The organism is uncultured Cyclobacterium sp. (assembly GCF_963976465.1).
GTDB lineage: Bacteria > Bacteroidota > Bacteroidia > Cytophagales > Cyclobacteriaceae > Cyclobacterium.
Genome location: NZ_CAXBOC010000088.1, coordinates 1 through 13,472 on the forward strand (window position 1 = coordinate 1; position 13,472 = coordinate 13,472).

At 36.5% G+C, this 13,472-nt stretch carries 14 protein-coding genes; 6 read left to right on the plus strand and 8 right to left on the minus strand.

Annotated features, from left to right (window positions below):
* Nucleotides 1-929 (minus strand): Gfo/Idh/MocA family oxidoreductase (locus tag AAC037_RS07070; protein WP_339902317.1); only part of this gene is annotated, 929 nt, incomplete at its 3' end.
* Between the two features lie 166 nt (nucleotides 930-1,095).
* Between AAC037_RS07070 and AAC037_RS07075 the strand changes: the two genes are divergently transcribed.
* Nucleotides 1,096-1,842 (plus strand): hypothetical protein, encoded by a 747-nt coding sequence (locus tag AAC037_RS07075; RefSeq protein WP_339902318.1) that lies wholly within the window; start codon nucleotides 1,096-1,098, stop codon nucleotides 1,840-1,842.
* A gap of 113 nt (nucleotides 1,843-1,955) precedes the next feature.
* Nucleotides 1,956-3,155, plus strand: a complete 1,200-nt coding sequence (gene lhgO, locus AAC037_RS07080; protein WP_339902319.1) for an L-2-hydroxyglutarate oxidase — start codon at nucleotides 1,956-1,958, stop codon at nucleotides 3,153-3,155.
* A gap of 182 nt (nucleotides 3,156-3,337) precedes the next feature.
* Here lhgO and AAC037_RS07085 read toward each other — a convergent pair whose 3' ends face one another.
* From AAC037_RS07085 to AAC037_RS07105, 5 genes are all read right to left on the minus strand, one after another.
* A complete protein-coding gene (locus AAC037_RS07085; protein ID WP_339902320.1) occupies nucleotides 3,338-3,688 on the minus strand; it encodes a hypothetical protein in 351 nt (116 codons plus the stop codon).
* Nucleotides 3,689-3,838: 150 nt separating this feature from the next.
* On the minus strand, nucleotides 3,839-5,065 hold the full coding sequence (locus AAC037_RS07090) for an NAD(P)/FAD-dependent oxidoreductase (RefSeq protein WP_339902321.1): 1,227 nt from the start codon (nucleotides 5,063-5,065) through the stop codon (nucleotides 3,839-3,841).
* A 20-nt stretch (nucleotides 5,066-5,085) separates the two neighbouring features.
* Entirely contained in the window at nucleotides 5,086-6,618 is a 1,533-nt protein-coding gene (locus AAC037_RS07095) for a helicase HerA-like domain-containing protein (RefSeq protein ID WP_339902322.1), read from the minus strand.
* A 213-nt stretch (nucleotides 6,619-6,831) separates the two neighbouring features.
* Complete coding sequence (locus tag AAC037_RS07100) at nucleotides 6,832-7,239, minus strand: DUF4332 domain-containing protein (protein ID WP_339902323.1); 408 nt, start codon at nucleotides 7,237-7,239, stop codon at nucleotides 6,832-6,834.
* Nucleotides 7,240-7,271: 32 nt separating this feature from the next.
* Nucleotides 7,272-7,724: a DUF937 domain-containing protein gene (locus tag AAC037_RS07105; protein WP_339902324.1), complete on the minus strand. Its 453-nt coding sequence runs from the start codon at nucleotides 7,722-7,724 to the stop codon at nucleotides 7,272-7,274.
* Between the two features lie 811 nt (nucleotides 7,725-8,535).
* Here AAC037_RS07105 and AAC037_RS07110 point away from each other — a divergent pair.
* Complete coding sequence (locus tag AAC037_RS07110) at nucleotides 8,536-9,171, plus strand: molecular chaperone DnaJ (RefSeq protein ID WP_339902325.1); 636 nt, start codon at nucleotides 8,536-8,538, stop codon at nucleotides 9,169-9,171.
* Nucleotides 9,172-10,175: 1,004 nt separating this feature from the next.
* On the opposite strand, the gene AAC037_RS07115 is transcribed toward AAC037_RS07110, so the two are convergent.
* Nucleotides 10,176-10,778, minus strand: a complete 603-nt coding sequence (locus AAC037_RS07115) for a tetratricopeptide repeat protein (RefSeq protein ID WP_339902326.1) — start codon at nucleotides 10,776-10,778, stop codon at nucleotides 10,176-10,178.
* Nucleotides 10,779-10,792: 14 nt separating this feature from the next.
* Nucleotides 10,793-11,608, minus strand: a complete 816-nt coding sequence (locus AAC037_RS07120) for a 2,3,4,5-tetrahydropyridine-2,6-dicarboxylate N-succinyltransferase (RefSeq protein WP_339902327.1) — start codon at nucleotides 11,606-11,608, stop codon at nucleotides 10,793-10,795.
* Between the two features lie 36 nt (nucleotides 11,609-11,644).
* Between AAC037_RS07120 and AAC037_RS07125 the strand changes: the two genes are divergently transcribed.
* The 3 genes from AAC037_RS07125 to AAC037_RS07135 form a co-directional block, all read left to right on the plus strand.
* Nucleotides 11,645-12,352, plus strand: a complete 708-nt coding sequence (locus AAC037_RS07125) for a hypothetical protein (protein ID WP_339902328.1) — start codon at nucleotides 11,645-11,647, stop codon at nucleotides 12,350-12,352.
* Between the two features lie 83 nt (nucleotides 12,353-12,435).
* Nucleotides 12,436-12,750, plus strand: a complete 315-nt coding sequence (locus tag AAC037_RS07130) for a hypothetical protein (protein WP_339902329.1) — start codon at nucleotides 12,436-12,438, stop codon at nucleotides 12,748-12,750.
* Nucleotides 12,751-13,001: 251 nt separating this feature from the next.
* A partial coding sequence (locus AAC037_RS07135) for a metal-dependent transcriptional regulator (protein WP_339902330.1) occupies nucleotides 13,002-13,472 on the plus strand: 471 nt, incomplete at its 3' end.

Genomic DNA, 13,472 nt, shown 5'->3' on the forward strand with positions numbered 1-13,472 from the left:
CTACCTTTATCCAATGCATCAAACATATCTGTAAACATATGAGGATAACCCAGCTCGTGTGCTTCATCACCTACCGGGAATAGCCAACCGGAATCCGACTCCGCTTTCTCAGCAATGTAATTGGAACCTTTTCCGGTAGTAAAAAGATCGAACCCGGTCCGAAGAAAACTATTTAACCAGATGGTTCCTTCTGTTCCCATCACCTCATCCCTCAAGTCCATCCCACCCCTAAAGGTCCAACTTACTTCAAATTGACCTATGGCTCCATTCTCATATTTAACTAATCCGATGGCATGATCTTCGGCATCTATGGGGTGTACCTGTGTATCAGCCCAACACATGACTTCTACCGGACGAACATCCTTGCCAATAAAGTTTCTCCCGATCTCCACACAATGGCAACCCAAATCTATAATGGCACCTCCTCCTGATTGTTCTTTGTCCCAAAACCAATCACTGTGAGGGCCAGGATGTGCTTCTCTGGATTTGGTCCATAAAATTTTTCCCAAACTCCCATTATTAACGCTTTCTACCGACTTTAAGAATTTTGGTGTATAACACAGGTCCTCTAAATAACCGGCAAAAATCCCAGCTTTTTCAACAGCCTCAAGCATTTTCTTTGCCTCCTTGGCCGTTCGCCCCAAAGGCTTGGTACACAATACGGCTTTACCGGCTTTTACACAGGCCATCACTGCCTCTTCGTGCAAATGATTGGGCAATGAAATGATAACTACCTCTACAGATTCATTCATAATTACCTCTTCCATTGAGGTACTGTAACTTTCCAGTTCATAATCTGCTGCAAATCTTTTTGCATTGTCCTCATTTCTGGAATAAACAGTAATTATCCGATCAACTCTTCTTTGGGCATGAAGGGTATCTGCATAAAAACGAGCGATAAACCCGGAACCAAGCATGGCAATATTCATAAATCTATATTTTGGATTAAATTATTAATTGGAATAGACAGTAAAGGCAAACCGTGGGATACAACCTTACCCCTGACAAAATAAAAATTAATGTAACAAAATCAGTTTACAAAATAAACCCATAAGGTCATCTTTATTCTTATTTTTGGATGGTAAATCGATTTCTATGGTACACCAATTGTGGATAAATCGGTTTGAATTCAACCAATATTTCCTACGCAAAAGCCAATTGATGATAATAAATGATATAGAAAAATTCTTAGCCTGGGTTTCGGAAAAGGGGATAGACTTATCCTATGATACCGAAAGGCATAAAATTAGACTTTATGAGAAGCAGACAATTATAGGAGATGTTTGGCTGCCTTTTTCTCTTGCTTTCGATCCAGTGAAGAATGGGATATATAACGTTGAAAAGAATTGGATCATTTTTTTAATCCGTGCCGGAACAGCAGCTCTGGGCTATTTTGAGGAAGGTGCAAATACCGAACATAAGGTTTTTAGGGCCTATATGGTTAGAAAAAAGCAGGGAAAAAGTCAAATAAAATACTTAAAAACCAAAGGCAAATCCCGAGCAGGATCAAGAGTAAGACTGGGAGCATCAGAGAAATTCTTTGCCGATATCAATGAAAAAGTTTCTGAGTACCTAGACAAATATCCTGTAGATTATATTGCTTACTCCTGTTCTAAAACCTTATGGCCTTTTCTTTTTTCCGCAGAAGGCAGCTTAAAAAAAGATGACTCCAGGTTGTTTAAGGTGCCTATGCACATTCAAGAACCGGGCTATGAAATACTATTGAAAGTCAATGAATTACTGCAGACTATCAACTTAATACCTGAGGAAAATTTTAATGGTTATTTCTCAGATTATAAAGAGAAAGAAACACAAACCTCTGAGGAAGAGGACGATTGGTGAAATCATTAACAATTTACAAGGCTATTGGGGCTTGAGGTATCCAAGTAAAATAAGAAGAGGAGAAATAATTTATCAATCTACTGTGTATATTTGTTGCAATAGAAAAAAGAAATATGCTTTACGATATTACAATCATTGGAGGTGGAATTGTTGGATTAGCCACCGGTTTAAAGATAAAAACACAAAGACCGGAATTGAAAGTAACAGTTCTAGAAAAGGAGTCGGAAGTGGCCTGTCATCAAACGGGCAACAATAGTGGTGTTATCCATTCCGGATTGTATTACAAACCCGGAAGCATGAAGGCTAAAAATTGTATTAACGGTTATCATCAATTGGTTCAATTTTGTGAGGAAAATGAAATTCCATTTGAAATTACCGGTAAGGTAGTGGTAGCAACAAAGAAAGAACAATTACCTCAACTCAATTTTTTAATGGAAAGGGGATTGCAGAATGGCTTGGAAGGAGTCCGCGCCATATCTATTGAGGAACTGAAGGAGTTTGAACCCTATTGTCAGGGAGTGGGTGCCTTGCACGTTCCTCAGACAGGAATCGTAGATTATAAGCGGGTGACCATGGCCTATGAGAAAAAGTTTATTGCCTTAGGAGGGGAAGTATTGTTCAATCATAAGGTTCAGGATATTAGAGACTTAAACAAATCCATTACTATCAATACTTCAGCAGGAGAAATCGAGACAAAAATTGTAATTAATTGTGCCGGCTTATATGTGGATAAGGTTGCCGCAAAGCTTGAAAAAGACCCTTTACCTATCAGAATCATTCCTTTCAGAGGAGAATATTTCAAAATTAAAAAAGAGAGGGAATACCTGGTAAAAAACTTGATTTATCCTGTACCGGATCCTAATTTTCCATTCTTAGGTGTTCATTTTACAAGAATGAAAAAGGGAGGAGTAGAAGCAGGTCCCAATGCGGTTTTAGCATTTAGAAAAGAGGGATACAAGAAAACCGATTTTAATTTAAGTGAATTTTTAGAGGCAGTGACTTGGCCGGGCTTACAAAAAGTAGCCGGAAAATATTGGAGGACAGGCTTGGGTGAATACAAGCGCTCATTTATTAAATCTGAATTTACAAAGGCTTTACAAGAATTGATTCCAGACATTACCTCTGCAGACTTGGTATCCGGTGGAGCCGGAGTAAGGGCGCAAGCATGTGACAAAGAAGGGGGATTGTTGGATGATTTTGCAATCCAAGAAACGGCCAAAGCAGTACATGTGATCAATGCCCCTTCACCAGCCGCTACCAGTGCTTTGTCTATAGCCGATAAAATCAGCGAGCTGGCTTTACAAAAGGTTTAAGGAGATGGATATGCATTTTCCATTGCCTTTTAAATAACCGTATAAGATATTAATTTGAAAAATTTATTTTTTCAGTGCTAAACATGGCTTTTATTTAAGAGATAAACCCCTTTAACGATTTACCAGTCAAATTATCTTTATTCAATAGGATAACTTTTTAGCAAAAAAGATAATTTCCTCGATTATTCTCGATAATCTCTAACATCGATTAGCAATGCCTTAGTGGCTGATTTAAATTCCTCTTTATGTTCCTCCAGACAGGAATTAAAATTACCTTCTTCCATCAATTTTTTTCCTTCAGACAATAATTGAGATAAACGTTTAAGTCCAAAAAGTCCTAATGTTGGTTTAATTTTATGCCGTGCCATCTTGATGCTTTCAGCATCCTTGTCTTCAATACCTTTCAGGTAAGTTGTTTCAAGTTCTTCAACAGCAATCTCAATGGCATCCAGCAATTGGTTTCGGAAGTCTAAATCATCCTCAACCATATCTTCAATTTTTTTATAATCAATATTGGTGTAATTTTTTTCCATAGTTGTCAATTGGTTGAAAACTAAAATTGCATAGTCGTAAATTAATCAAACGACTGAATTAAAAAAACGAATAAGCCAAGATATTTCAAGGTTTTAGAAAAATTTTGAAATAAATTAAATGCTACAGAAGTATACTACTACAATCTAGTCCTATTGTATTACAATGCCACTAGACCTACTACCTGCTAAAAAACCTGTACTCCAGGCAGCTTGAAAATTATATCCTCCTGTGATTCCATCAACATTTATTACCTCCCCTGCAAAGAATAATCCTTTTACCAATTTACTCTCCATTGTGTTGGCATCTATTTCATTTAAAGACACCCCACCTGCTGTTACAAACTCTTCCTTAAAGGTAGTTTTTCCTGAGACTTTTAAAGAAAATCTCAGTAAATTTTCTATCAATTTATTGATTTTTTTCTTGTTCATATCTCCCCATTTAATATCAGAATTGATTTCGGCTTTATCAACCAAAAACTCCCATAACCTACCCGGCAAAGCAAATAGTGGGTTTTTATACACTATTTTTAATGGGTGGTCACACTTAAAGCCCAACAAGTCAGCCCTTAAACCCTCTTCTGTAAATTCTTCTCGCCATTTTACAAGTGCTACGGCCTTATATTCCTTGTCGTGAAGCCACTCTGCACCAAAAGCAGAAAGCTTCAATACCGCGGGGCCACTGATACCCCAATGAGTAATTAATATAGGGCCGGAGTATTGCAATTGGCTTCCTTCAAATCGAATGTGTCCATTGGGAACACTTAACCCTTTAAGTTGGATAATTTTTGAGCTTGGGGCATTGAAAGTAAATAGTGAAGGAATAGGAGGATGAATGGTATGCCCCAGTTGCTCTATCAAAGTATACCCTTCTTTTTTAGGCTTTCCTCCCGTACAAATCACCAATTTATCCACATAAATATCCTCTTTTCCGGAATTCAATAAAAACTTCCCATCAAGCCTCCTTACTTCTTGTATTCCAGTTTTATATAAAACTTTAACTCCATTGATTTCCGCTGCTTTTTTTAGTGCTTCTATTATACTGGATGAGCTGTTACTTACAGGAAAAACCCTTCCATCTTCCTCGGTTTTTAAAGGAACTCCTCTGCTTTCAAACCATTTAAATGTATCCTTGGAATTGAATGTTTTAAAAACTTTTTTCATGAAATTTTTACCCCTAGGATATCCTTTCAGAAACTCAGAAGGTGAACCGGTCCCATTGGTGACATTGCATCTTCCACCCCCGGACACCAAAACCTTTGACAATACTTTATTGGTTTTTTCAAATATTAAAACTTCTGCACCATTTTTGGCAGCTTCAATTGCTGCAAAAAACCCTGAGGCTCCTCCTCCAATTATTCCAACCTTTAGTTTCTCCAATTTTCTAAATCTGCTTACAATTATCGCTTCTTATTGGTCAATGATCCCATGATTCCTCGGGTTAACTCTCTAAAGAAAGTCCTTCCCAACTGTCTTACCATGGTATTTTTACTCAAGGCTTCAAAAAAGCTTTCTTTTTCTTTAGCAGATGCTTTCTTTTTGCTCCTCGATGGGGCCTCTTTCTCCTGATTTTCAGGTGCTGCATTGTTTAGCTTTTCCTCAAGGATTTCAAAGGCACTCTCCCTATTAATGGGTTCATTGTATTTATTGACCAGTTTTGAAGCTTTAACTTGTTGGTCAATCTCCTCCGGACTTAAAATACCCATTCTAGAGACAGGTGCCCTTAGCAAGGTATGCACCAAGGGGGTTGGAATACCTTTTTCATTCAATACCGTAATGAGTGCCTCTCCAATTCCCATAGAGGTTAACACCTCAGAGGTTTTATAAAATGGCGAAATAGGATAATTTTCAGCCGTTTTATTGATGGCTTTTCGATCTTTTGCGGTAAATGCCCTTAAAGCATGTTGCACTTTGAGTCCCAGTTGTCCCAAAATCTCATCCGGAACGTCTGTCGGTGTTTGGGTACAGAAAAAGATCCCTACCCCTTTTGAACGAATCAGTTTGACTATGGCCTCAATTTTCTCAAGCAAATCCTTACTGGCATTGGAAAAAACCAAATGGGCCTCATCAATAAAAAGACAAAGTTTTGGGGCTTCTTGGTCTCCTTGTTCGGGAAAGGTCTCGTAAATCTCCGAAAGCAAACTCAACATAAATGTAGAAAACAATTTAGGTCGGTTTTGGATATCTGTTAATCGAATAATGGATACCACTCCACGACCGGATTCTTGTCTAACAAAATCTTCCACCTCAAAAGAACGCTCTCCATAAAAGTTTTCAGCCCCTTGTTGCTCAAGCTCTATGATCTTTCTAAGAATAGTATTGACAGAATTGGAAGAAACAGCCCCAAACTCCTTGGTAATTTCCGCCTTGCCTTCATTGATGGCATATTTTAATATGGATCTAAGGTCCATCAAATCAAGCAAGGGAAGATGCTTCATGTCACAATACCTGAATATCAAAGACAGGATGCCGGATTGGGTATCATTTAGATCGAGAATTTGGGACATCAAAACTGGCCCAAATTCCGATACAGTAGCTTTCAACTTGACCCCTTTTTCATTACTAATAGACATCAATTCCACGGGTAAGCCAGTGGCTTCGTAAGGCACCCCTATACTGGCACACCTTTTTTCTATATGTTCATTGTTAGTTCCGGGGCAGGCCAAACCGGTCAAGTCACCTTTTAAATCCATCAAAACTGAAGGTATGCCTTTCAAAGAAAGTTGTTCGGCAATAACTTGAAGAGTTTTGGTTTTACCAGTACCAGTAGCTCCGGCAATTAAACCATGCCTGTTTAATGTCTTTAATGGGATTTTTACCTGAGCACCATTAAGGGCTTGCTGATCAAGCATTCCTGTGCCAATAATGAAAGCATCTTTTTTAAAGGTATAGCCAAGGTTTATATGTTCCTTAAATTTGTCTATTTGTTCCATCAATTTGTCATTAATATAAAAAAACCTTAATGCAATAAATAGAATTGCATTAAGGTCTCATGCTAAAGAAATAGGTGCAAATTGGTTTTACAGCAGCATCTCCAATTTTTAGGTTTATCATTATCAACCACCAAATACAAATGAATTGTTTATTCAGAGGCTAATTTAACTTCAAAACCGAACTACTCTTTAAAAATAAATAATTTTATTGAATTAATGGGTCACTACGGGATCCAAATTTTTAGCTTGTTCTATGAAATCTGTCACCCTAGAAAGTGCCGGAACTGCATTGGTCAAGTTTTTGGCTTCGTTGGTAGACACAAGTGCTTGATGTAAATTTTCGGCATTTCTGTTTCTCAGTTCCTTTACCGTATCAACACCTGCTGCCTTTAACAGTTCAGCAAATTGACTGGCAATCCCCTTAATTCTAAATAAATCAGCCATATTGACCCAGTTTAGAATGATTTTTTCATCAATTCCACTTGCAGCGGCAATTTCTTTACGACCACTTTTTGAAGCACCTTTTTCAAGAAGATTCTCCACAGTAACAATTCCGGCAGCAGAAAGTTTTTCTTTGTTAACCGGACCTATACCCTCAATTTTAGTAATAGAATGTGACATAATTATATAATTAAGTTTATTGAATAAAAGTATTATTTAAATAAGCCTCCCAGACCTCCTTTAAGTAAATCTGAAGCTTTATCTGCTATGGCTTTGCCGGAAGATTCACCTAACATTTTAACCAAATCAGTTTTATCTAAATCTCCGCTTTTAGTACCGGATATTGCTGAAATTATCTTAGGTAATACAAAAGAAGCAATTGACATGGCCATTTCAGGGGAAACGCCCAATTTAGAAGCATAACTACCAGTTAAATTTCCTAGTATACTTTTAAACATAGGGTTTTGTGTCAATCCACTACCCTGGTTTAGCATACCCAAAATACCATCCAGGTTACCTCCGGCTGCTTCTTTGGAAATACTTTCAAGCAAACTACTTTTGGTGGTGCTAACTGCCTCAGAAGCTTTACTTTGATCAAGTCCGAATTTTTGAGTCAATCCAGAGATTAGTTCAGGTGACAGATTTTCTAACAGTGAAGAAATCATATGTATATGGTTTAATAGAATTTAATAATTGCTCCTGTAATTTATAAGTTTATTTTGTACTTTAAAAATATTCTTATTTTTTGTCAAAAATCATTAGGTGATTATCAAGTAAAATTTTCATTTTCTTTAAATAAATCAAATTCATTTCAAATTTCTCAACATACAATAACCGTTCCATTTTATAATAAAAGAGGATAGGTTACCATCTAAAAATCATTGAAATAAAGGATTTTATACCAATTAGGAAAAAATTCTTAAATCATTTCCGCCTATAATAAACGCTTAATCAATTCCTATTCGGTTCCAAATAAAATCTTAATTTAATCCTATAAATACTTATATTTTATGGATAGAATTAACTATTTTAGTCTACTAAGAACAAAAGTATTCGCAAAATATTACTATTAATTCCCTCAAAAATGTTCAATTTCTATTACTCGATGAGAAAAAAATTATTCCCATTACATTTTCCCATTCTAACACAATAAAGCCTTAAAATAATGAGAATGCCCAATCTTTAAGCTTTAAAAAAAACCAAAATAGTCCATAAATTGTGGATTAAATTGGATAGAAATCTTTAATACCTAAATCAAATAAGGAGGTTTGCTACTCTAATAATTTCAATTAAAGGCTAAAAAGAATAAATTTCCGACATAATCCTTATTGGTTAAAAAACATTAAAGTTTAATTCTATAATTGAATTTCACCTCAAAGGTATTTACTTTGCCTTCCTGAAGAACCTATAAAAATGAAAAAACACCCTTTCCTGATAATTTTATTTCTATTAATTACTATAGGACTTACTCAACCTATGAGTATTTACGCACAAAGCCCCAGTTTGGGAACTACATCAGCAATGATGAGCCAAGCAAATACAGCCATGGAGAATGGTGATTATACCAAAGCCAATACTATTTTTAGAGAAATCATAGAAAGCAACCAGCCCATACCAGCTGAAATGCCCTACCTATTTGCCAAAACATTGTATGCATTGGGCCAATACCATAACAGTCAAAGCTTCGTCAACAAATATTTGGATTTGAATGGCTTTAAAGGAAGCTATTACAAACAAGCCAAAGCGCTTCAAAACCAATTGATAAACCCCTTGGCAGAAATTGTTTCGTGTCAATACTGTGATGCACGTGGTTATAGATATGGAACCTGTGAGACCTGCCATGGAGAAGGAAAATCAGAACAAGCTTGCTCTCTTTGTAAAGGTAGAGGTGTTATTGGTTGTAGCAGGTGTGCAGGAGACGGGTTGGTTACAAGGAAAAATGTATTCAATATCCTAGAGTATTTTGAATGCGAACGATGCTCAGGAAAAGGAAGATTAACCTGTACTGCTTGCAATGGCAGTTTGGTGGAAGTTGATACCTGCCCGGTTTGCGAAGGTACCGGCCATATCCTTACAGAAGAACTTTGCGACCATACTCCACCTGAAAAATAATACATCCTATTTCAGTCATTTTAATAAACTTCAATTTAAAAACAACTTAAATACCTGTTCTTAAATAACTGGTATACAATAATTTAATTTATATTGGTTAAAGTTCAATTAACTTGACTTGTATTTAAACTAAAACGAACCAATCAGTACTCAATCGAAATAATTTTCCTATTAATTTTCAATCATAGCGGTTAGATTTACATTAAGAATTAGGATGAAAATGCCAACTAAAAAGAGAATATTCAAGTAATTTTACCACTTCAAGTGAAAGCCAAATACTTATTTCACCGGGAAGAATTCCATCAAAAGAGGAAGCATGATTCTCTAAAATTTATTTAATAAGCTTTTAACAATTTAAACTATCCGGTATACCATAAATTTTAATTTTCTTAGCCGGAGAATAGCATTATTATAAATTACAAACCACCTATTATTGCTCACGATACCTGGAAACCTAAAGCTATTTAGAACTTTAGACTAATCAAATCATAAACAATTAGCTGAAGAGAATAAAGTGCCTTCAGCCCCAAGATCCTTCTCAATTAATTCCATTGAATCAAGTTAAGATAATGACCAACAGGCTTTAATCATAAATTAAGTAAAGGTCAATTCAATTAAATAGCATTCAATTACTATTAACCCACGCTTACTTCTTCTATTTAACAATTACCATGGGAAGCAAAGTTGAAACTGACACTAATCCTGTCGACATAAACAATTAATACATAGACAAATAGACTTATATTAAACTATATTCAATTTCATTAAACAAGGGTTAACTGTAGTTTTTCCAAAACAAATGAGACAAAACCATTTTAATCTCCATTTCGATAAGTAATAAAAATAATTTATGGAAACAAGATGAGTTAATCAATTGATTTTCAACATTAAAACAAAGTTCAATTCAATTAAATTACATTCAAAAAATATAAGATAAAATATTTCATGCATAAAAAAAGGCCTGAATAATCAGGCCTCTTGAAGTTGTCAATCCTACAAAAGATTTATCGACAATACTTATTAACAGATTCCTTTGCAGGTTCATAGTTATTGGTAACTGCAGATTTAAAATCCTTACAAGCATTAGCTGTCTGATCGGTGGCCACATAAAGCAAACCTCGATAGTAATAAGCTTGCCCATTTTTAGGACTCATCTTAATTGCAGTATTGTATTCCCTTATGGCTTCCTTAACATTACCTAATTTGTGCATGGACCTGGCTTTTAAGAAATAGGCCATGGAAGGAGCTCCGGATACAGATACTGCATGATCTGCGTACATCAAAGCCAGTTCCGGTTTGTCATTGTTATGGTACAAATTGGAAAGACTGAGCAAAATTTGCGTATTTTTTGGCTCTTGTTTCAATGCACGCTTGAAACTGTCTTCGGCTTTTTTGAAATCATCGAGCTCTTCATGGGCCCTACCTTTGTTGTACAATACCTGTACATTGTTGGGTTTGGTCTCCAAATAGCTGGTATAAGCTGCTATGGCTTCCTGGTATTGTCCATCATTATAAAAGGCATCGCCTTTATTGGAAGCGCTATTACTACAGGCCACCAAAAGACCGGTCAATAAAATAATGCTTAATAGGTTTTTAATCGAAATCATAAATTAAAATAAAATTATACGGCTACACTGTTGTCTCTGAGTGCATCATTGAGAGAAGTTTTTAAATCAGTAGAAGCCTTTCTTTTGCCAATGATAAGGGCACAAGGAACTTGGAACTCACCGGCATTAAACTTTTTATTTAATGTTCCGGGTATAACCACCGATCTTTCAGGAACATATCCTTTGTGTTCCACAGGCTCATCACCCGTTACATCAATGATCTTAGAACTGGCGGTTAGGGTTACTCCTGCACCAATTACGGCTTCTTTACCGATTCTTACTCCTTCTACAATAATGGCTCTGGACCCAATAAAGGCACCATCTTCAATGATGACAGGTGCAGCTTGAATAGGTTCCAAAACTCCTCCAATACCAACTCCACCGCTTAGGTGAACGTTTTTGCCTATCTGGGCACAAGAACCAACAGTAGCCCAGGTATCTACCATGGTTCCACCGTCGACATAAGCACCGATATTCACGTATGAAGGCATCATCACCACTCCGCTAGCAAGAAACGCGCCATATCTGGCAACCGCATGAGGAACGACTCTAATTCCTTGTTTGGCATAATTGGTTTTTAGGGCCATTTTATCATGAAATTCAAAAGGTCCAACCTCTATCGTTCTCATTTTTTGGATAGGGAAATAAAGAATTACAGCCTTTTTCACCCAGTCGTTTACCTTCCAAGAACCGTCTGACGTAGGTTCTGCTACCCTAACTTTACCATTGTCCAAGTCTGCAATCACCGTTTTGATGGCTATTTGAACATCTTTTTCTTTCAATAGATCCCTGTTGTCCCAGGCTTTTTCGATAATATGCTGTAATTCCATAAATTTAATATTAGCTTAGTTTGATTTTTCAATTTTATGCCTCAAAAACCCTCTATCATAATTGCTTCTGTCCTTAAACCGGTAGATGATTCCAGGATGTTATACAAGCTCGGATTTTCAATTCGTGAAACAAATAAATACGACCTTAACATCATAGGGTTTTCCTCAAAAAAAACGCCAAAGGTTGAAAATATTCGATTGATAGAAATTTTTTCCGGCCCCAGAACAAACCTTTCTAGGCTTTTAGTTCCTTTTAAATTTCTTCGACAGCTTATTAAAATAAAGCCCACAGTGGTTATTGTCACCACTTATGAATTGCTACCAATGGCCTGGTTAGTCAAGCGCTTATTATCTTTTAAACTCATCTATTATGTACAGGAAAACTATGTAAAAAACATTGCCTACAACCTGACCATGCCCGCTTATCTTCAGGTTTTAGCCAAATGGCTTGTTGGCTTTTCAGAAAGACTTGGCAGAAGGGCCATTGACCATCATATTCTTGCTGAAAAATGTTATGTTTCAGAGATGCCCGGTATCAAGAGTTATACGGTCATAGAAAACAAAGCGGCTATTTCAGGGCCATTTACACCTTCATTTCGGCTTTTGAATCCAATCAATCCTCATTTTATTATTAGTGGGACCATCACCCCTGTATATGGTGTTATTCCAGCCATTGAATGGTTTTTGAAGCTTAATGAAGCGCTACCAGAGGCCAAACTAAGCATTACTTCTATAAGCAACTGACAAGGGATTATGGAGCATCAAAGGGGATACACCTAGAACTCTCTGATCAACCCCTATCTGTAACGCATATTAGAAGTAAGGTAATGGAAGCTGATATTTTGATGTTGCCCTATCAGCTACTGCCCAGTATCAAGGATAAAATCCCCACAAAACTCTATGAAGGAATTGCCCTCCAAAAGGTAATTCTTATGAGTCAAAACCCAATGTGGAAAAGCATTGTGGATAAGTATCCGGCAGGAATGTGCATCGATTTTCTGGCCACCAAGGAGGTGAATTCAGTGTGGAAAAGTCTGTTACAGCTTGATTATTACCGCTTACAACCCGATGAAGACATCTTTTGGGAGGCTGAAAAAAGAAAATTCCAACAGTTACTGTTAAATATTACTTTACCTAACTAAGGGAAAAAGGCCCAAATTGTACTTTTCCAAGCACCACATTAAAGACTGACTATCTTCTGATTTAAAAAATTAAATGGTATTAACCACTGTAAATCAATATCTTACATTATTTTTAGACATGACTAAATTATTTTACATAGATGTCTAAAATTGAAAAAAAGATAAGAACACAGTTATCCACAGGTGATTTAGATTAAAATTAAATATTTTTTTAGATAAGTCTAAAACTTATATTTGTGAAAAATTAAGTCATGAAAAGTTTAAGTGCTGCAGAAGAGAATTATTTAAGGACCATTTATAAGCTAGTCACAGATGGACTAGAAAAAGTTTCTACAAATGAGATTGCGGCTGCTGTCAATACCAAGGCCGCATCTGTAAGTGACATGCTTAAAAAACTGGCAGAAAAGGAACTGATTGACTACAGGAAATATTATGGAGTAAGCCTTACAGAGGAAGGTAGAAAGACTGCCCTATTTATCATCAGAAGGTACCGACTTTGGGAAGTATTTTTGGTGGACAAATTAAAATTCAATTGGGATGAGGTGAATGCCATCGCAGAAGAATTGGAACATGTAAAGGCTCCCCTACTCGTCCGTCGCTTGGATGAATATTTGGGTTTTCCCAAATTTGACCCGCATGGAGATCCTATTCCGGATGAATTTGGGGAACTCAGTGACAAACCCAGAATCACGCTTCAAGAAGTTCCTGTGGGGCAAAGTGGA

Excerpts from the sequence above, each read along its gene's own strand:
- AAC037_RS07075 (WP_339902318.1), top strand. The coding sequence starts at position 1,096 with ATGGTACACCAATTGTGGATAAATCGGTTTGAATTCAACCAATATTTC.
- lhgO (WP_339902319.1), top strand. The coding sequence starts at position 1,956 with ATGCTTTACGATATTACAATCATTGGAGGTGGAATTGTTGGATTAGCC.
- AAC037_RS07085 (WP_339902320.1), bottom strand. The coding sequence starts at position 3,688 with ATGGAAAAAAATTACACCAATATTGATTATAAAAAAATTGAAGATATG.
- AAC037_RS07095 (WP_339902322.1), bottom strand. The coding sequence starts at position 6,618 with ATGGAACAAATAGACAAATTTAAGGAACATATAAACCTTGGCTATACC.
- AAC037_RS07100 (WP_339902323.1), bottom strand. The coding sequence starts at position 7,239 with ATGTCACATTCTATTACTAAAATTGAGGGTATAGGTCCGGTTAACAAA.
- AAC037_RS07105 (WP_339902324.1), bottom strand. The coding sequence starts at position 7,724 with ATGATTTCTTCACTGTTAGAAAATCTGTCACCTGAACTAATCTCTGGA.
- AAC037_RS07110 (WP_339902325.1), top strand. The coding sequence starts at position 8,536 with ATGAGTATTTACGCACAAAGCCCCAGTTTGGGAACTACATCAGCAATG.
- AAC037_RS07115 (WP_339902326.1), bottom strand. The coding sequence starts at position 10,778 with ATGATTTCGATTAAAAACCTATTAAGCATTATTTTATTGACCGGTCTT.
- AAC037_RS07120 (WP_339902327.1), bottom strand. The coding sequence starts at position 11,608 with ATGGAATTACAGCATATTATCGAAAAAGCCTGGGACAACAGGGATCTA.
- AAC037_RS07125 (WP_339902328.1), top strand. The coding sequence starts at position 11,645 with ATGCCTCAAAAACCCTCTATCATAATTGCTTCTGTCCTTAAACCGGTA.
- AAC037_RS07130 (WP_339902329.1), top strand. The coding sequence starts at position 12,436 with ATGGAAGCTGATATTTTGATGTTGCCCTATCAGCTACTGCCCAGTATC.